Here is an 18,493-nt window from a genome sequence, read left to right as displayed (position 1 = left end):
ACTTCTCAGTTGTTGTTAGTATACTCTTATTAAGGTCTTTTTCTTTCTCCTACTGTTCCGAACGGTTCCAGTATCTTTCAATCTCCTCCAGTGACTTCCCGGTCGTCTCCGGCACTAGTTTCCAGACAATCAGCATATACGGCACGCACATGAGGGCGAACAGGAAGAATGTTCCGGCGGGGGTAAGGTTCTGGAGCATCCAGGGGGTTAACTGTCCGATCAGATACGTTCCGATCCATAAGGCGAATCCTGCTATTGACATGGCCAGTCCGCGAACCTTGGTGGGATACATCTCCGAAAGGAGCACGAACACCACAGCGCAGATAGACACGGCACAACAGAATACATAGAACAGGAAGAAAACAAGAAGGAAGAGGCTTGATACTCCCAGGGAATCTCCGAAGAGGAAGTACAGGCCGATGAGAATCAGAGAAACAATCATTCCCGAAACTCCGTAATACACCAGCTTCTTGCGACCAACTTTATCAATGATGACAAGAGCCAAAATGGTGGTCAAAGTATTAACAAGTCCTACCAGAACTTGGTAAAAAAGAGAATCACCTCCTGAAAGTCCTGCATTCTCAAAAATAGAAGGACCGTAATAAAGCACCGCATTGACTCCCATAAATTGACCCAAAATAGCAATGCATACACCTATAATTACTGCCTTCAAAATGCCGGGTTTCATCAATAACGACCATTCTGAGCTTGTTTCAGCAGTCAAAACTGATTGAGTTTCTTTCAATTGGCTTGTTGCTTCTGTAATCGAATTATAGATTCTCTCCAGAATATTTACAGCCTTCCTCTCCTGCCCTCGTACAATTAACCAACGAGGACTCTCCGGTATGAAGAATATGATTATAAAGAATAATATCGCAGGTAACGTTTCCATGCCTAACATACCTCTCCATACCTCAGTTATAAATATCTTATTTAATAGAGGAGCACCCAATAAGGCACCACTTTCCGACCAAGCCAACAACTGATAATTAACCAAATAAGCTCCTAAGAAGCCAACGGTCACAGCCAGTTGATATAAAGAGACTAAACGCCCTCTATACTGTGCTACTGAAACTTCTGAAATGTAAAGAGGAGACACTATGGAAACAACGCCTATCCCGACACCCCCAATTATACGATACACCACTAATTGCGTAAAATCCGTACAGAGAGCACATCCTAAAGCCGATGCGGAGAAGAGAATAGCAGAAATAACCATAGTCAATTTTCTCCCTAATTTATCACTCAAAATGCCGGCAAAAAGGACTCCAATGATTGAACCGACCAACGCACACCCTACATACCATCCCTGCTGCAATGCGTCCAGTTGAAAAAGCTGAGTAACCTGAGCAATTGTACCGGATATAACTGCCGTATCATATCCGAACAAGAAACCGCCCAAAGCAGCCACAACAGAAAGGAATATAAGATAGCCAAAATTAATTGTAGATTGCATAATATTACTTTATTTCAAAATATTCTTTATATCTGTTATACAAATTCCCTGCTTGCAAGTAAGCAGATTGTGGACTCATAAAATGCGAAAATTCAAAGGTTATAGCCTTATCATATCCGGCACGCTTGGCAGCTTCCAATTTCATCCGAAGTTTATCAAACTTAATGGGTAGAAAACGAATAGGCATATCACGATCAAAAGATTCGGCATTTGTCCAGCATTGCATCCCATACTTATCCGCTAATTTTTTATTGACAGAAAAGAAAGCATCCAATTCATCATAATCAATATGTCCATCTTGAAAAGCACATGCATCTACCACCTCATGAATACCATCAAAAATTTCATTCCATTCTTTTTCGTGTTGTTGTACAGAAACTGCATCTTCTTTTGTCAGTTTACCTGTTCCCATAATCGCCTTCTTACCATCAATCCAAGGAGAAATAAAAGTAGGAAGTCCGGCTGAAACATCTTTACATTGCTTTCCCATTGTATAAAATGAATCGATTGCGCCTTTGGTTGCCCGGCTAATTTCTCCGCTAATGTACCAGCCTCCAAAACTTTTATACTTCTCTCCATACATTTTCCAGACTTCGTCTATCACATATTTATTATCCTCAATCTCCCAACTTAAATCACCTGTATCCCAATATCGTCCTGAATCATATAAACCAAAATAAAACTTCATATTATATTTAGCAGCAAGACGCAAATACATATCTACCAAATCAACTGACGGCATATAGCATCCTTTCTTTAATAAATAAGGCGAAGGATAAGTTATAAATTTCCGATAACCGGAACGAATCATTACCACCGTATCTATTCCAATCTTTTTCATGTGTTGGAAATCCATATCCCATTCTTTTTCTCCCCAATTCTGATGAGGAATGTCATGGGAGATTTCATCCAGAAAGGTTCCTGTTATTTTCAGACCATTATTTTTAGGAACAATTAAATTACTCTCCAAACCATTCTTCTCATTTTTAAGAATAGATATTTCACTCTCCTCTTCACCGGTAGCAAATAAAGAAGGAGCCACCAAAGCTGACGCTCCGGCCAAGGCCGCCTTTTTTAGAAAATCTCTACGATTATTTGTTTCCATAGCTTTAATTTTTTGGTTTTTCTACATTGTATATATGTTAACCTATTGAAGTCACAATGTGTTTTAATTAATATCACGCTACAAATATAGGCATATTTATTAAATAAACAATAGATAATAAAATATTTTATTAATAAAGTTACATTTAAACATATAATTCACAAATATAAGTTCAAAAACGATCAGAATAAAAGATAATAGACTCTATGCACTTGATATACAAAAGTAAATAATGAATCGTGAACACCATACCTTATTATATGTATAAAGCAATAAAGAGAATATCACCCACTTGATTCTAATTTTTTCCACACAAAACACCACATTTAATAAAAAAATTAATTATCTTTGTAGATATTACCAAATAACCAAACATATGAACCAACAATTCTTGAAAGAAATAGAAAAGGGCTCTAAAAGCGCTCTCGTCAAAAAGAGGATTATTACACATTATATATATAATGGCAGTTCTACGATTCCCGATCTTTCAAAAGAGCTGGATTTGAGTGTACCAACCGTCACCAAATTTATTGGCGAGATGTGTGATGACGGATATATTAATGATTATGGAAAATTGGAGACCAGTGGCGGGCGCCATCCGAACCTTTATGGACTTAATCCCGAATCCGGTTATTTTTTAGGTGTAGATATCAAAAGATTTGCAGTCAATATCGGTCTGATAAATTTTAAAGGCGATATGGTAGAACTGAAAATGAACATACCTTATAATTTTGAGAATTCAATTGAGGGAATGAATGAGTTGTGCAAGCTGATTCTCAATTTTATAAAAAAGCTCACCATCAACAAAGAGAAAATCTTAAATATTAATGTAAATGTATCCGGACGCGTGAATCCAGAATCCGGATACAGTTTCAGTCAGTTCAATTTCGAAGAAAGACCATTGGCAGATGTGTTGTCTGAGAAACTGAGTTACAAAGTTACTGTCGATAATGATACACGGGCTATGACTTATGGAGAATATATGCAAGGCTGCGTAAAAGGAGAAAAAGATATTATCTTTGTAAACGTAAGTTGGGGATTGGGAATCGGAATTATCATAGATGGTAAGATTTATACAGGTAAATCAGGATTTTCCGGTGAATTCGGTCACATGAGCACTTATGATAATGAAATTATCTGCCACTGCGGCAAAAAAGGGTGCTTAGAAACCGAAGCTTCCGGTTCTGCCCTTCACCGTATCCTTTTAGAACGTATCCGGAACGGAGAAAGCTCTATATTATCAACTAGAATCGCTGCCGAAGAAGATCCCATAACCCTTGATGAGATAATTGCGGCAGTAAACAAAGAAGATCTACTCTGTATCGAAATTGTAGAAGAGATCGGACAGAAGCTAGGAAAACAAATTGCAGGACTGATCAATATTTTTAATCCGGAATTGGTTATTATAGGCGGTACTTTGTCGTTGACTAGTGATTATATAACCCAACCTATAAAGACTGCGGTACGTAAATACTCCCTGAATCTGGTCAACAAGGATTCAGCTATTATCACATCCAAGTTGAAAGATAAGGCTGGTATTGTTGGTGCATGTATGCTGGCACGTAGCAGAATGTTTGAAAGCTAATTAAATTGAAGAACCAATAAATAAAAAAGGAAGTCTAAATAACTAAATACAAGATAGTTAATAGATTTCCTTTTGAGAGCCGCTAGCCAGACTTGAACTGGCGACCTACGCGTTACGAATGCGTTGCTCTACCAACTGAGCTATAGCGGCATTTGTCTCTCGTTTACGGCGTGCAAAATTACAGCTTTATTTGAAACTACAAAAAGAATCCGCCTATTTTTTGAGCTATTTTTATAACAACTTTTGTTTTCGATACTTTTTGTCCCAATAATCAATGATAATTCCGCCTGTGAATAAATTATAAAGTGTTGCATGGTATGACAAAATATATACTAACTTTACCGCATGAAAAAGAAATTCCAACTCGAAGTTCCGGGAGAGGCTGACAAAATCTTACTTCATACTTGTTGCGCTCCTTGTTCGTCAGCTATCATCGAATGTCTGATGCAACACAATATAACCCCTGTCATATACTATTGCAATCCCAATATTTTCCCACAGGAAGAATACAACATAAGAAAAGATGAATGCACCCGTTATGCGCAATCATTAGGACTGGAAATTGTAGACGCCGACTATGACCACGAAGCCTGGCGTTGCCAAATGGCAGGAATGGAACAGGAACCCGAAAGAGGAGGACGTTGCCTGCGTTGCTTCAAGAGCCGCCTGTTGGAAACCGCCCGTTATGCCCACGAGCATGGTTTCTCCGTAATTACCACTACCCTTGCTTCCAGCCGTTGGAAAAGCCTGGAACAGATAAATGAAGCCGGACGATATGCCATGACACATTATCCTGATGTCACATATTGGGAACAGAATTGGCGTAAAGGCGGATTAAGTGAACGACGCATCGCAATCATCAAAGAATATAATTTTTACAATCAACAATATTGCGGTTGCGAATTCAGCATGAGAAAAGAAGAATAAAAACAATCCCATTACCACCTGCAAACCAATGAATCGAAAAAAGAAAGGCAAAAACAGAAAATTATTCAAAAAAGAATCACGTTCCAATTATAAATTGGGATGTATTATCACCATCATTATACTTATACCTATTCTTTACGGCGTTTATTTATATTGTCAGGGCATTGATACTTCTCAAAAAGAAAAGCCACAGACCAGCACATCATTTCAAACTTCATCTGACAAAAAGCAGGAGAACAAGAAGCCGGAAGATAAAAAAACGAAAGGTACGAAACCGGAGAACAATAAGTCGGGAGGTAAAAATCCGACAATTAAAGAGTTGGAAATACCGGTGTCGCTCACCCGACGTCAAGAACAAATCATCCATCACACCGGATACACCGTTTCTTACAATAAAGATTTAAAACTCCCCAATTGGGTTTCATACGAATTGACTCGTAAAGAGACAAAGGGAAAGGAGAAAAGAAGTAACCGTTTTATTACCGACCCGCAGGTCAGAGGCTTGATAGCAACCAATACAGACTATGCACATTCGGGATACGACAAAGGACACATGGCACCGGCTGCAGATATGAAATGGAGTCCGCAAGCTATGAAAGAATCATTTTACTTCAGCAATATGTGTCCGCAACACCCGCAACTAAACAGAAGAGGTTGGAAAAATCTGGAAGAGAAAATCCGAGATTGGGCGATAGCAGACAGCGCCATTATCATTATATGCGGACCTATTATAACCGGACAACCCAAAACGATCGGAAAAAATAAAGTTGTAGTGCCCCAAAAGTTTTTCAAGGTAATCCTCTCCCCTTTCGTAAAGCCTATGCGGGCTATCGGTTTCTTATTCAACAATAAACAGTCAGTAGAGCCACTTTCTACATACGCAGTGACAATAGATAGTATTGAACATCTTACAAACATGGATTTCTTTGCGGCCCTTCCCGATGAAATAGAAAATAAGATAGAAGCAGAAGCTGATTATTTCCAATGGCCGAATTAATCAGAAATACCGTATTATATCTTAAAATCATGCAGTGAACCGATTGATTTCTTCTTTACCAATAAATAAAATCCGGTGGTATATTAATAAAACCTTGCGGCATATTAATAAAACCTGCCGAGATATTAAGCTGTTACTGTTGAGCAACCAGCGTGATACTGTTGTGTAACCTGTCAATTGCACTTGTCCTTCTCCATAGTTGTTCAACTGTAACCCAATAGAACAGTATTAATAGCTACAAAATCATATAAGTAACTCAGTGACAAAGCATTGCAGAAAAAATGCATTTTTTGTTCTCAAAAAGCTAAAAACATCTAGACGTTTTTTGTGAACTTATCTTAATTTTGCCCTATTTTTGCCCATAAACATCTAATTATCAGCAATGTGACATTTTTGTTTTTCCGAGTATAATACTTAATATAAAGACAAAAATGTTGCAGAGGAAAGATTCATCTCAGAAAGAAACCACTCCTATTCAAATTCTTCTTATCTTTGACGCTGCAAAAATAACGTCTCATAAGATGAAGAAAAAAAAGAGAACTATTTTATTATCCATTCTGATTGGAATATTTTTACTTTGCGCTATTGCAGGAGGGACTATTTATTACTACCTGTTTGCTCCCCAATTCCATCCGTCCAAAACCGTATACATTTACGTAGACCGGGACGATACGGCCGATTCTATTACCAATAAAATAAAAAAGTTCGGATATGTCAACAAACTCACCGGATTCCATTGGATGGCCAAATACAAAAATCTCGAACAGAATATACACACGGGACGTTATGCCATCCGTCCGAACGACAATGTATACCATGTATACAGCCGTTTTTCCAGAGGTTACCAAGAGCCGATGAATCTCACAGTTGGAAGTGTCCGTACTTTAGAACGACTGGCACGAAGTATGGGCAAACAGTTAATGATCGATTCTGCCGAGATTGCCCGCCGGTTGTTTGATTCCACCGTCCAAGCCCGACTAGGATACACAGAGGCAACCTTGCCCGGTCTTTTCATTCCCGAAACCTACCAAGTATACTGGGATATGAGTGCGGATGAATTAATCGAACGTATGAGAAAGGAACATGAACGTTTCTGGAACAAAGAACGGTTGGCACAAGCCACTGCGATCGGTATGACACCGGAAGAAGTCAGCACACTTGCTTCCATCGTTGAAGAAGAGACCAATAATAATGAAGAAAAGCCAATGGTAGCCGGATTATACATCAACCGCCTGCACAAAGATATGCCCCTGCAAGCAGACCCGACAATCAAATTTGCCCTACAGGATTTTGGTCTGCGACGTATTACGAACGAGCATTTGAAAATCGATTCGCCATATAACACATATATAAATACCGGATTACCTCCCGGACCTATCCGTATCCCCTCTAAAAAAGGGATAGACAGTGTATTGAATTATACCAAGCACAACTATATTTATATGTGTGCCAAAGAGGACTTTTCCGGGACTCACAATTTCGCATCCAATTATGCCGAACACATGGCAAATGCAAGAAAATATTGGAAAGCGCTGAATGAAAGAAAGATTTTCAAGTAAATTTGTGATAAAACGAACTGAAAAGCCTATCTTTGCCCGATAGAATAACAAACTGTGATCAACACTAAATAAAAAGAAATATATGAGCAAGCAACTCTTACTTGGCGATGAAGCCATTGCACAAGCTGCATTGGATGCCGGACTCTCAGGTGTTTATGCCTATCCCGGTACTCCTTCAACTGAGATTACGGAATATATTCAGATGGCCCCGATAACGACCGAACGGAATATACATAACCGTTGGTGTGCCAACGAAAAAACAGCGATGGAGGCTGCTTTAGGTATGTCTTTCGTCGGCAAGCGGGCCTTAGTCTGCATGAAGCATGTAGGTATGAATGTGGCCGCCGACTGTTTTGTCAACTCTGCCATCACCGGCGTGAAAGGCGGACTGATTGTGATAGCGGCAGACGATCCTAGTATGCACTCCTCACAGAACGAGCAAGACAGCCGTTTCTACGGAGATTTCTCCCTCATCCCTATGTACGAACCCAGTAATCAGCAGGAAGCGTATGACATGGTGTACAGCGGTTTTGAATTTTCCGAGAAAATGGGAGAACCTATTTTAATGCGTATGGTAACCCGTCTTGCGCATTCCCGTTCCGGAGTAGAACGCAAGGAACAGAAACCACAGAATGAAATATCATTCAGCGACGACCCGCGTCAATTCATCCTGTTGCCGGGAAATGCCCGCAAACGCTATAAAGTATTACTTTCACGTCAAGATGAGTTCATAAAGGCCTCCGAAGAATCACCGTACAACAAATATACAGATGGTCCTAACAAGAAACTAGGAATCATCGCATGTGGTATCGGTTACAATTACCTGATGGAAAACTACCCCGAAGGCTGTGAATATCCGGTACTCAAAATCGGACAATATCCACTGCCGAAAAAGCAACTCCATCAATTGGTAGAGTCTTGCGATGAGATTCTTGTTTTGGAAGACGGTCAACCTTTTGTAGAAAAACAACTGAAAGGTTATCTGGGTATTGGTATAAAGGTAAAAGGACGTTTAGACGGCACTTTGTCGCAAGACGGAGAACTGAATCCTGACTCGGTAGCCCGTGCGGTAGGCAAAGAGAACAAATCCGAATTTGGCATTCCGTCTGTGGTAGAGATGCGTCCGCCCGCACTTTGTGAAGGTTGCGGCCATCGCGACATGTATACCACATTGACTGAAGTGCTCAAAGAGGAATATCCCGCCCATAAAGTATTCAGCGACATCGGCTGTTATACACTGGGAGCAAATGCGCCATTCAATGCTATCAACTCATGCGTAGATATGGGTGCTTCTATCACTATGGCAAAAGGTGCAGCCGACGGAGGCCTGTTTCCGGCCGTAGCCGTCATCGGCGACTCCACATTCACTCATTCGGGTATGACGGGATTATTAGACTGCGTAAATGAAAACGCCAATGTGACAATTGTAATATCCGACAACGAGACTACCGCTATGACAGGCGGGCAAGATTCTGCAGGAACCGGACGTATCGAAGCAATCTGTGCAGGTCTCGGTGTAGAGCCCGCCCATATCAGAGTGGTTGTTCCTTTGAAGAAGAATTACGAAGAGATGAAACAGATCATACGCGAAGAAATCGAATATCGTGGCGTATCTGTCATTATTCCACGCAGAGAGTGTATCCAGACATTAGCACGTAAAAAAAGAAGCAAGTAAACCATGAAAAAAGATATTATATTATCAGGAGTAGGCGGACAGGGTATTTTGTCCATTGCTACCGTAATCGGTAAAGCCGCTTTAAAGGAAGGACTTTATATGAAACAAGCAGAAGTGCACGGAATGAGCCAGCGCGGAGGAGACGTTCAATCCAACCTCCGCATCAGCGATCAGCCGATTGCTTCCGATTTGATTCCTTCCGGCAAATGTGATCTTATTATCTCACTGGAACCTATGGAAGGCCTTCGATATCTTCCTTACCTTAGCTCTGAAGGGTGGCTGGTAACGAATGAAACTCCTTTTGTCAATATCCCCAACTATCCGGAAACGGACAAAGTAATGGCAGAAATCAACAAACTACCTCATAAGATAGTATTGAATGTAGATAAAGTTGCCAAAGAAGCCGGTTCCGCACGGGTAGCCAATATCGTCCTGTTGGGAGCAACAATTCCATTTCTTGGCATTGACTACGCAAAAGTGCAGGACAGCATTCGTGAGATTTTCCAACGTAAAGGGGAAGCAATTGTAGAAATGAATCTTAAAGCATTGGCTGCCGGCAAGGAAATTGCGGAAAAGCTTATGTAATAATAGAGACTGCCATGAGTACACAATACTGGGAAGAAGAAATAGAAACCATGAGTCGGGAGAAGTTGCAGGAATTGCAGCTTCAACGCTTGAAGAAAACAATCAGTATCGCTGCAAACGCTCCATACTATAAGGAGGTTTTCAGTAAACATGGTATTACCTCAGACAGCATACAATCGCTGGATGATATCCGTAAAGTACCGTTTACGACCAAAGCCGATATGCGCGCCCACTACCCTTTCGGACTGGTGGCGGGAGATATGAGGAATGATGGTGTGCGTATTCACTCTTCCAGTGGTACTACCGGAAATCCGACAGTTATCGTTCACTCACAACACGACCTTGATTCTTGGGCAAATCTGGTAGCCCGCTGCCTATATACGGTAGGAATCCGTAAAACAGATGTTTTTCAGAATAGTTCAGGATATGGAATGTTTACAGGAGGACTAGGGTTCCAATATGGCGCCGAACGTCTGGGCTGTCTTACCGTTCCTGCCGCAGCCGGTAACAGCAAGCGGCAGATTAAATTCATCAATGACTTTAAGACAACCGCTCTGCATGCCATACCAAGCTATGCCATTCGTCTTGCAGAGGTCTTTCAGGAAGAAGGACTAGACCCAAGAGGCACCACACTGAAAACTTTGGTAATCGGTGCAGAGCCCCATACAGATGAACAACGTCGGAAAATAGAGCGGATGTTGGGTGTGAAAGCATACAACAGCTTCGGTATGACGGAAATGAACGGTCCCGGTGTTGCTTTCGAATGTCTGGAACAGAACGGAATGCACTTTTGGGAGGATTGCTACTTAGTAGAAATCATTGATCCAGAAACAGGCGAACCTGTTCCTGAAGGAGAAACCGGAGAATTAGTACTCACTACCCTTGATCGGGAAATGATGCCGCTCATCCGTTATCGTACCCGCGACTTAACCCGTATTCTTCCGGGAAAATGCCCTTGCGGTCGTACACATATCCGTATTGACCGGATTAAAGGACGTAGTGACGATATGTTTATCATCAAGGGAGTCAATATCTTCCCGATGCAGGTAGAGAAAATTCTGGTACAATTCCCCGAATTGGGCAGCAACTATTTAATTACGCTGGAAACAATCAATAATCAAGATGAAATGATTGTTGAAGTGGAACTGAGCGATCTTTCTACCGACAATTATATTGAATTGGAGAAAATACGCAAGGATATTACCCGTCAACTGAAAGACGAAATCCTGGTTACTCCCAAAGTAAAACTGGTTAAGAAAGGTTCTCTACCTCAAAGTGAGGGGAAAGCCGTTCGTGTGAAAGATTTAAGAGATAACAAGTAAGACTAAAATAGTTCATGTGCTAATATGCCGTCCTTTGTTTCATCATCCGGAATGGCATATTAGCACATTATTAATTAATATCAGATTATATGCAATTACTCAAAAAAAGAATTCTGCAAGATGGAAAATGTTACGAAGGAGGTATTCTGAAAGTGGATAGTTTTATCAACCACCAGATGGATCCTGTTCTGATGAAATCGATCGGAGTCGAATTTGTCCGCCGTTTTGCAGCCACAAACGTAAATAAAATCATGACAATAGAAGCCAGTGGCATTGCTCCGGCTATCATGACAGGTTACCTGATGGATTTGCCTGTCGTATTTGCCAAAAAGAAATCTCCCAAAACGATTCAGAATGCACTAAGTACCACCGTCCACTCGTTTACAAAAGACCGTGATTACGAAGTTGTTATCAGCTCCGATTTTCTGACTCCAAATGACAACATACTTTTTGTAGATGACTTCCTTGCATACGGAAATGCGGCATTAGGTGTTCTTGATCTCATTAAGCAGTCCGGAGCAAATCTGGTAGGAATGGGATTCATCATTGAAAAAGCATTCCAAAACGGACGCAAAGTGCTGGAAGAACAGGGCGTCAGAGTAGAAAGCCTTGCAATCATCGAAGACCTATCTCATTGCTGCATTAAAATCAAAGATCAATAGCCGGAATTGGGATTGAAATACTGCCCCTTCCCTTTTGTTCTTTTCCCATATTGCACCGCTTGCCGGGGACATACATGGTAACATGCCAGGCATGAGGTGCAATTCATTCCCCAGACCGGCTTCTCTTCCGACATAGTAATATTCTCCATCGGACAATTCTTCTCACAACGTCTACATCCGATACAGTCATCTGTTACATAGAAATGCTTAGGTGACATTTGAAAACGATTGAATAAAGGATTGATTATTCTCGTTTTGATAAAAGGAATACTGCCTTCGTGGCAGGAAAACAAGTGTTCTCTTTTACTGATCAAAGTATTTATCCTTTTAAGTTCCGCGACGCTCTCTGCCAACTTCTTCCTCTCTAGTTCCTCGCTATCCACATCAAATCCCGGAAGCAATACATAATTGTTAGGCATGGTGACTGAAAAGCCGGCATGACATTCCCATCCCTTATGTCTGAACGCTTTCGTCAGAACCTGTTGAGTCAAGCCGGTATCATCCCCACAAGAACATACAAAGAACAAATACTGCCCTCTGTACCCCTTCAGCGAGAGTTTTTGGATAAAGCTCAATACAATCTCAGGAGGCGCCCACGAGTAAATAGGAAACACGAATCCGATCGTCTCTTCCTCTTTGAGACAAAACTCCAACACTCCACTCCTCAATGCATCGGGAATGAAAACTAAATCCTCTTTTTGTTCCTTAGACAGCTGATTAGCGATCCACTTTGAATTACCTGTACCTGAGAAATAAAATATCATAGAAAAGTATATAAGAAAGCCGTACCGACGATGTGATGAAACTCTGATAGAACAAGATTTGAGCGCTCGCCCTCTTTGTAATCCACCGGCTTAAAGCTGTCCCGAAGGATGTGGCCCGCCATTGAAGAACGAAGCTTTCTCGGTGCATCAGATTAATTTGAAGAGTTTCCCGATCCAGTCGATACGGCTAATATTTTTGTATCACAAATGTAATAAGAATCCTTGATATTAGCAAGAAAAAAAAGGATTTTGTTTACCTACTAACATTTTTTTATTCTGTTTTCACTGTCGCGCAAAGAAAAAGTGCCAGTTACTAGCCTAGTAACTGACACTTTGTAATTCATAAACTGTTGAGTCTTAAGCAGCTTTTGCTTTAGCAACCACAGCTTTGAAAGCTTCCGGGTGATTCATAGCTAAATCAGCCAAAACCTTACGATTTATTTCAATACCGGCTTTGTGCAGACCGCCCATCAATTTAGAATAAGACATTCCTTCAAGACGTGCTGCTGCATTGATACGCTGTATCCAAAGAGCGCGGAAGTTTCTTTTCTTATTTCTACGGTCACGGAACGCGTAAGTCAAACCCTTTTCCCAAGTGTTTTTAGCTACGGTCCATACATTCTTTCTTGCACCAAAGTAACCTCTGGTTAATTTCAAAATTTTCTTTCTTCTTGCTTTTGAAGCAACATGATTTACTGATCTTGGCATAGTTTTACTTTTTTTGAATGTTAGCGCCGCTACTTCACGCAGCGAACTTCAGGCTAATGCATTCGGTTAATACTTTAATAATACTTTTACGCTTTTGATTACTTCATTGCTAAGAGTTCCTTAACCTGGCTTACATTTGTTGTATCAACAGTTGTAGAGTAGCACAGATTTCTTTTTCTCTTCTTAGTTTTCTTAGTCAAAATGTGACTGTGAAAAGCGTGCTTTCTTTTGATTTTACCTGTTCCGGTAAGGGTAAACCTTTTTTTAGAACCGGAGTTAGTCTTCATCTTTGGCATCTTACTTATTTTTAAATTATTAAATATATAATGGCAACGCACTATACCTGCGCGTTACGCATTTTCTCTTATTCTTCCTCAGCTTCCGGCTTTTCAGCTTTCTGCACAGGAGCGGCAGGTTTCGGCGCTGCCGACTTTTTAGCTGCCTCTTTCTTTTTCGGAGAAAGTTGTATAGTCATACGCTTTCCCTCAAGTATAGGCATCTGATCTACTTTCGCGTAATCTTCAAGGTCGTTGGCAAAACGAAGCAAAAGAACTTCACCTTGCTCCTTAAAAAGGATGGAACGTCCCTTAAAAAACACATAAGCCTTCACCTTATCTCCATCTTCCAAAAAGCCCTTAGCATGCTTCAACTTGAAGTTGTAATCATGATCATCTGTCTGAGGTCCGAAACGGATCTCTTTTACATTGACCTTAACCTGCTTCGCTTTTTGTTCCTTCTGGCGTTTCTTTAATTGATAAAGAAATTTAGAGTAATCAATAATACGACAAACAGGGGGTTGAGCATTAGGAGAAATTTCCACTAAATCCAATTCTTTCTCTTCGGCCATTTTCAAGGCTTGAAAGATAGGATATACTTTCGGTTCAATATCGTCGCCTACAATGCGGACTTCTTTGGCACGAATCTGTTCGTTGATTCTGTATTGCCCTTTAAAAGTGTCATTCTTCATTAAAAACGTTTACTTCCTAGTTTGATCTTTTTATTGTTCTACTAAATATTTATCATGAAACGGCTGCAAAGTTACCATTTATTTATCATATTCTGAACTTCTTCGTTCAAAATTTTAGCAAATTCTTCAAATTTCATGGTTCCCTTATCCCCTTCGCCTTGTCTACGAACAGAAACTTCACCATTTTCTGCTTCTTTTTCGCCGACAATCAGCATATAAGGAATACGTTTCATCTCATTATCACGGATCTTGCGACCTATTTTTTCGTTACGGTCATCTACAATCGCACGGATTTCGTGAGTTTTCAGATACATCTTCACTTGTTCCGCATATTCATTGAACTTCTCACTGATCGGCAGAATAGCAACCTGGTCGGGTGTCAACCACAATGGGAACTTACCAGCGGTATGTTCAATCAGCACGGCAACAAAGCGCTCCATTGATCCGAACGGTGCACGATGGATCATAACCGGACGGTGTTTCTGATTATCAGATCCCATATATTCCAGTTCAAAACGTTCCGGCAAGTTATAGTCTACCTGGATAGTACCCAACTGCCAGCGACGGCCGATTGCATCTTTCACCATAAAGTCGAGCTTAGGACCGTAGAAAGCCGCTTCACCATATTCAATCTTAGCAGGCAATCCTTTTTCTTCACAAGCCTCGATAATAGCCTGCTCTGCCTTTTCCCAATTATCATCGCTACCAATATATTTTTCGCGGTTTACCTTATCGCGCAATGATATCTGAGCCTCAAAATTCTGGAAATTCATAGAACGGAACACAATAGAGATGATATCCATTACACGAAGGAATTCATCTTTTACCTGATCCGGACGACAGAAAATATGAGCGTCATCCTGCGTAAAGCTACGTACACGAGTTAAACCGTGCAACTCACCACTTTGTTCATAACGACAAACTGTTCCAAATTCAGCAATACGCAATGGAAGGTCTTTGTATGAACGCGGGAAGTTCTTATAAATCTCACAATGGTGAGGGCAGTTCATCGGTTTCAAGAAGTACTCTTCTCCTTCTTCCGGAGTATGAATAGGCTGGAAAGCGTCTTTGCCATATTTTGCATAGTGACCGGAAGTCACATACAGTAACTTGTTGCCAATCGGCGGAGTGATTACTTCCTGATAGTCATAGCGAGTCTGGATACGACGCAAGAATTCCTGCAAACGCAGACGTAATGCAGTACCTTTCGGCAACCACATCGGAAGTCCCTTTCCTACCGTCTCCGAGAACATGAACAACTGCATCTCTTTGCCGATCTTACGGTGGTCACGTTTTTTGGCTTCTTCCAACAATACCAGATACTCATCCAGCATTTTCTTCTTCGGGAACGTGATACCATAAATACGTGTCAACATCTTACGGTCTTCCTGACCACGCCAATATGCACCAGCTACCGTAGTCAGTTTGATAGCTTTGATCGGAGCAGTCGTCATCAAGTGAGGACCACGGCAAAGATCAGTAAATGTCCCTTGCGTATAAGTAGTAATATGTCCGTCTTCCAATTCGGAAATCAACTCACATTTATAAGTTTCTCCACGATCGCCAAACATCTTCAATGCATCCGCTTTGGCAATGCTCTCTCTGACTACATCCTCTTTCTTGGCAGCCAGTTCCTGCATCTTAGCTTCAATAGCAGGCAGATCACTTTCCTTGATTACCGCTTCTCCCGGATCTACATCATAATAGAATCCGTTTTCAATGGCCGGACCGATACCGAACTGAATGCCCGGATAAAGTTCCTGCAAAGCTTCAGCCAGCAAGTGAGCACTTGTATGCCAAAAAGCATGTTTGCCTTCTTCATCATCCCATTTATAAAGCACGAAATCAGCATCTTCATTAATAGGACGTCCTAAATCATAAGTCTCGCCATTCACGCCACAAGCCAAAACATCTTGTGCCAAACGCGAACTGATACTTTCTGCAATCTGTAAACCGTTCACTCCTTCGTTATATTCACGAACAGAGCCATCGGGAAATTTTATCTTTATCATAATAGATGATGTTATATTTTCACAATTTGAACGCAAAAGTAAGTAAATCTTTTGAGTTTTCCATTTTTTATCAAATAAATGTTATTCCGTCTGATCCGTAAAACGTTTGATCACGTTATAAGCAGAAACAATACCCAACTCACCGGCTTTACTTAAATCAGAAATGCCCAGTTTGTTATTACCTAAAAATATATGGGTAAGACCTCTATTAAAGTAAGCATCCGCAAAATCGGGATTCAGCTCGATCGCCTTGTCATAATCGGCAATAGCAGCCCGGTAGTCCTTCAGCATAGCAGAGACATTCGCACGGTTATAGTAAGCATAAACAAAGTCCGGCGCCAGATTGATCACCTTGTCCAGGTCTTTCCTTACTACTTCATAATCAACCGCAGTAATCTCTTTACGTTTATCACCCGGAATATCCGTTTCGGCGGCTTGTTCTGCCTTCTGATATTCCAGTTGCTTACAGCGGATAAGCGCACGCATAAAATAAGCCGGGAAGAAATCACCGTCCAACAGAATCGTCTGTGTCAAGTCAGCCACAGCACTTGAGAAGTCCTGTACCAGATAGAAGTCAATCGCACGGGCAAAACGCTTCGGAGCGCTCTTTTCATCAGCCACGATAGCGGACGTATGTGTATCGATCAAAGCAAAATGGAATTTCACCTGTTCTTCTGTCAACGGAGCTTCCATATTCGTAATACGGAGACGTTTAGAGAGGATTCCCGTACGGTTCAAATCCTCAATATACTTGTGGAAATTCACCGAACGTTTCACGTCACTCATTTTCTCATAATAAGTCAAAGCAAACATGGGTTCCAGTGTGATATTTACATTCTTGTCCTGCACACGTCCACGATAATCACTCGTATAGCGCTGTTCGGCTTCAGAGTCATCGGCAATTACTATCTTACGATAGTTATTCATATTCTTATCCGACTTCTTGCGTGTTTTTTCTCCATCTTCATCTCCACTTCCGTCCGCTTTATCTTTATTCTGGGCAACATCCTTATTAGTCACACCGTTCTGCTTGTCAATCTGGGCTTTCATGACCTTAAACTCATCTTGTTCCGCTCCTTTCTTATCCCCAATTTTTCTACGGGCTTCCGAACGCTGATAATATCCGGCCAAAAAGTTAGGATACTGATTGATAACAGTCGTATAGTCTTGTATGGCCCCACGATAATCACCTGTCTGCGCACGGAGCAAACCACGGTTAAAGACAGCCATCATATTATCCGGTTCCATTTGAATGACAAAATCAAAGTCCTCAATTGCCCGGTTGTCGTCCCCTACCCGTGCACGAAGCAGACCACGATTATAATGTCCGATAAAGTTATTGGGATCAATATCCAATGCCAAATCATAGTCACTCATAGCACCTCTCAGATTATTCTGATGAAATCTTGCCAATGCACGATTAATATAATTTCCGGCATTCTTCGCACTTAAATGAATAGCCCGGTCAAAGTCCGATTCCGCCTCTGCATATTTGGATTGCTGCAATTTCACAATTGCCCGTGCAGCCCATGCGTCCGGATCATATTTATCCAATTCAAGCGCCTTATTGAAATCGGTCAAGGCAGCAATGGTGTCCTTCTGCTGCAAAGACACTTCCCCCCTCATTAAATAAGCACGTGTATAACGGGGAGACACTTTCAGCAAACTTTCCAGATCCTCTTTTGCTGAATTATAATCCTTTTTCTGAATATGAGATAACGTTAAATTATGCCACAGAGTGATATTCTCCGGATCATAATGCAAAGCCTTCTGATAATCTTCAATAGCCCCGTCAAATTTGCTCTGACGGATTCTGGCAAGGCCACGAATCTGATAAGCACCTACCACAAACGGATTGCGTTGGATAGCCGCATCACAGTCTGCTTCCGCACCTTGAAAATCTTCCAGATTCAGTTTGGCCAAAGCCCTGAAAAAATAAGGCTCATACAAATAAGGTTTAGCGTTAATTACCTGGTTGAAGTACTGAATGGAAAGTACATAATCCTCAAAATAAAGAGCGTTTCGGGCGATAGTCATCACCCGATCCGTATTTATCTGAGCACATACCAGTGTGGGGAACAGTAATAATACTGTTAATATTCTCTTTATCATCGACATTTTATACTTGTAAACGAAGCAAAAATAATGCTTTTCGTTTACTTAACAGGG

General features: G+C 41.1%; 16 protein-coding genes and 1 tRNA gene. 8 read left to right on the top strand and 9 right to left on the bottom strand.

Features of this window, described 5'->3' with window-relative positions; all coding sequences use genetic code 11:
• Positions 1 to 49: 49 nt before the first annotated feature.
• Both GD630_RS04840 and GD630_RS04835 read right to left on the bottom strand, forming a co-directional pair.
• Positions 50 to 1,456 (bottom strand): sugar porter family MFS transporter, encoded by a 1,407-nt coding sequence (locus GD630_RS04840; protein WP_143864625.1) that lies wholly within the window; start codon positions 1,454 to 1,456, stop codon positions 50 to 52.
• 4 nt (positions 1,457 to 1,460) lie between these two features.
• Positions 1,461 to 2,561 carry a DUF4434 domain-containing protein gene (locus GD630_RS04835; protein ID WP_143864626.1) on the bottom strand — a complete coding sequence of 367 codons (1,101 nt, stop codon included), beginning with the start codon at positions 2,559 to 2,561 and terminating at the stop codon, positions 1,461 to 1,463.
• Positions 2,562 to 2,937: 376 nt separating this feature from the next.
• Here GD630_RS04835 and GD630_RS04830 point away from each other — a divergent pair, with 376 nt between their 5' ends.
• Positions 2,938 to 4,146 (top strand): ROK family transcriptional regulator, encoded by a 1,209-nt coding sequence (locus GD630_RS04830; RefSeq protein ID WP_143864627.1) that lies wholly within the window; start codon positions 2,938 to 2,940, stop codon positions 4,144 to 4,146.
• 77 nt (positions 4,147 to 4,223) lie between these two features.
• On the opposite strand, the gene GD630_RS04825 is transcribed toward GD630_RS04830, so the two are convergent.
• Positions 4,224 to 4,296 (bottom strand) — tRNA-Thr (locus tag GD630_RS04825).
• 195 nt (positions 4,297 to 4,491) lie between these two features.
• Between GD630_RS04825 and GD630_RS04820 the strand changes: the two genes are divergently transcribed.
• From GD630_RS04820 to xpt, 7 genes are all read left to right on the top strand, one after another.
• Positions 4,492 to 5,073, top strand: coding sequence for an epoxyqueuosine reductase QueH (locus GD630_RS04820; RefSeq protein WP_143864628.1), 582 nt, complete (start codon positions 4,492 to 4,494; stop codon positions 5,071 to 5,073).
• A 28-nt stretch (positions 5,074 to 5,101) separates the two neighbouring features.
• Positions 5,102 to 6,070 (top strand): DNA/RNA non-specific endonuclease, encoded by a 969-nt coding sequence (locus GD630_RS04815; protein ID WP_143864629.1) that lies wholly within the window; start codon positions 5,102 to 5,104, stop codon positions 6,068 to 6,070.
• 521 nt (positions 6,071 to 6,591) lie between these two features.
• Positions 6,592 to 7,629: an endolytic transglycosylase MltG gene (gene mltG / locus GD630_RS04810; protein ID WP_143864630.1), complete on the top strand. Its 1,038-nt coding sequence runs from the start codon at positions 6,592 to 6,594 to the stop codon at positions 7,627 to 7,629.
• Between the two features lie 82 nt (positions 7,630 to 7,711).
• Positions 7,712 to 9,304, top strand: coding sequence for a thiamine pyrophosphate-dependent enzyme (locus GD630_RS04805; RefSeq protein ID WP_143864631.1), 1,593 nt, complete (start codon positions 7,712 to 7,714; stop codon positions 9,302 to 9,304).
• A 3-nt stretch (positions 9,305 to 9,307) separates the two neighbouring features.
• Positions 9,308 to 9,889 (top strand): indolepyruvate oxidoreductase subunit beta, encoded by a 582-nt coding sequence (locus GD630_RS04800; RefSeq protein ID WP_143864632.1) that lies wholly within the window; start codon positions 9,308 to 9,310, stop codon positions 9,887 to 9,889.
• Positions 9,890 to 9,903: 14 nt separating this feature from the next.
• Entirely contained in the window at positions 9,904 to 11,211 is a 1,308-nt protein-coding gene (locus GD630_RS04795) for a phenylacetate--CoA ligase (RefSeq protein WP_007759373.1), read from the top strand.
• A gap of 89 nt (positions 11,212 to 11,300) precedes the next feature.
• Positions 11,301 to 11,873 (top strand): xanthine phosphoribosyltransferase, encoded by a 573-nt coding sequence (xpt, locus tag GD630_RS04790; RefSeq protein WP_007759372.1) that lies wholly within the window; start codon positions 11,301 to 11,303, stop codon positions 11,871 to 11,873.
• Here xpt and GD630_RS04785 read toward each other — a convergent pair.
• The 6 genes from GD630_RS04785 to GD630_RS04760 form a co-directional block, all read right to left on the bottom strand.
• Complete coding sequence (locus tag GD630_RS04785) at positions 11,867 to 12,637, bottom strand: EFR1 family ferrodoxin (RefSeq protein ID WP_143864633.1); 771 nt, start codon at positions 12,635 to 12,637, stop codon at positions 11,867 to 11,869. The two genes, xpt and GD630_RS04785, sit on opposite strands and share 7 nt — an antisense overlap.
• A 357-nt stretch (positions 12,638 to 12,994) precedes the next feature.
• Complete coding sequence (gene rplT, locus GD630_RS04780; protein WP_004297540.1) at positions 12,995 to 13,345, bottom strand: 50S ribosomal protein L20; 351 nt, start codon at positions 13,343 to 13,345, stop codon at positions 12,995 to 12,997.
• A 98-nt stretch (positions 13,346 to 13,443) separates the two neighbouring features.
• Positions 13,444 to 13,641, bottom strand: coding sequence for a 50S ribosomal protein L35 (gene rpmI / locus GD630_RS04775; RefSeq protein ID WP_004326827.1), 198 nt, complete (start codon positions 13,639 to 13,641; stop codon positions 13,444 to 13,446).
• Between the two features lie 68 nt (positions 13,642 to 13,709).
• A complete protein-coding gene (gene infC, locus GD630_RS04770) occupies positions 13,710 to 14,312 on the bottom strand; it encodes a translation initiation factor IF-3 (RefSeq protein ID WP_143864634.1) in 603 nt (200 codons plus the stop codon).
• A gap of 71 nt (positions 14,313 to 14,383) precedes the next feature.
• On the bottom strand, positions 14,384 to 16,324 hold the full coding sequence (thrS, locus tag GD630_RS04765; RefSeq protein WP_143864635.1) for a threonine--tRNA ligase: 1,941 nt from the start codon (positions 16,322 to 16,324) through the stop codon (positions 14,384 to 14,386).
• 81 nt (positions 16,325 to 16,405) lie between these two features.
• Complete coding sequence (locus GD630_RS04760; protein ID WP_143864636.1) at positions 16,406 to 18,436, bottom strand: tetratricopeptide repeat protein; 2,031 nt, start codon at positions 18,434 to 18,436, stop codon at positions 16,406 to 16,408.
• Between the last annotated feature and the right edge of the window lie 57 nt (positions 18,437 to 18,493).

It is taken from the genome of Bacteroides zhangwenhongii (assembly GCF_009193325.2).
Lineage (GTDB): Bacteria > Bacteroidota > Bacteroidia > Bacteroidales > Bacteroidaceae > Bacteroides > Bacteroides zhangwenhongii.
The sequence above is the reverse complement of the archived record's forward strand: the minus strand, read 5'-3'. Positions and strand labels throughout refer to the sequence as shown.

What these genes read in the sequence shown, in the direction of transcription:
- GD630_RS04840 (WP_143864625.1), bottom strand. Translation starts at nt 1,456, where the DNA reads ATGCAATCTACAATTAATTTTGGCTATCTTATATTCCTTTCTGTTGTG.
- GD630_RS04835 (WP_143864626.1), bottom strand. Translation starts at nt 2,561, where the DNA reads ATGGAAACAAATAATCGTAGAGATTTTCTAAAAAAGGCGGCCTTGGCC.
- GD630_RS04830 (WP_143864627.1), top strand. Translation starts at nt 2,938, where the DNA reads ATGAACCAACAATTCTTGAAAGAAATAGAAAAGGGCTCTAAAAGCGCT.
- GD630_RS04820 (WP_143864628.1), top strand. Translation starts at nt 4,492, where the DNA reads ATGAAAAAGAAATTCCAACTCGAAGTTCCGGGAGAGGCTGACAAAATC.
- GD630_RS04815 (WP_143864629.1), top strand. Translation starts at nt 5,102, where the DNA reads ATGAATCGAAAAAAGAAAGGCAAAAACAGAAAATTATTCAAAAAAGAA.
- mltG (WP_143864630.1), top strand. Translation starts at nt 6,592, where the DNA reads ATGAAGAAAAAAAAGAGAACTATTTTATTATCCATTCTGATTGGAATA.
- GD630_RS04805 (WP_143864631.1), top strand. Translation starts at nt 7,712, where the DNA reads ATGAGCAAGCAACTCTTACTTGGCGATGAAGCCATTGCACAAGCTGCA.
- GD630_RS04800 (WP_143864632.1), top strand. Translation starts at nt 9,308, where the DNA reads ATGAAAAAAGATATTATATTATCAGGAGTAGGCGGACAGGGTATTTTG.
- GD630_RS04795 (WP_007759373.1), top strand. Translation starts at nt 9,904, where the DNA reads ATGAGTACACAATACTGGGAAGAAGAAATAGAAACCATGAGTCGGGAG.
- xpt (WP_007759372.1), top strand. Translation starts at nt 11,301, where the DNA reads ATGCAATTACTCAAAAAAAGAATTCTGCAAGATGGAAAATGTTACGAA.
- GD630_RS04785 (WP_143864633.1), bottom strand. Translation starts at nt 12,637, where the DNA reads ATGATATTTTATTTCTCAGGTACAGGTAATTCAAAGTGGATCGCTAAT.
- rplT (WP_004297540.1), bottom strand. Translation starts at nt 13,345, where the DNA reads ATGCCAAGATCAGTAAATCATGTTGCTTCAAAAGCAAGAAGAAAGAAA.
- rpmI (WP_004326827.1), bottom strand. Translation starts at nt 13,641, where the DNA reads ATGCCAAAGATGAAGACTAACTCCGGTTCTAAAAAAAGGTTTACCCTT.
- infC (WP_143864634.1), bottom strand. Translation starts at nt 14,312, where the DNA reads ATGAAGAATGACACTTTTAAAGGGCAATACAGAATCAACGAACAGATT.
- thrS (WP_143864635.1), bottom strand. Translation starts at nt 16,324, where the DNA reads ATGATAAAGATAAAATTTCCCGATGGCTCTGTTCGTGAATATAACGAA.
- GD630_RS04760 (WP_143864636.1), bottom strand. Translation starts at nt 18,436, where the DNA reads ATGATAAAGAGAATATTAACAGTATTATTACTGTTCCCCACACTGGTA.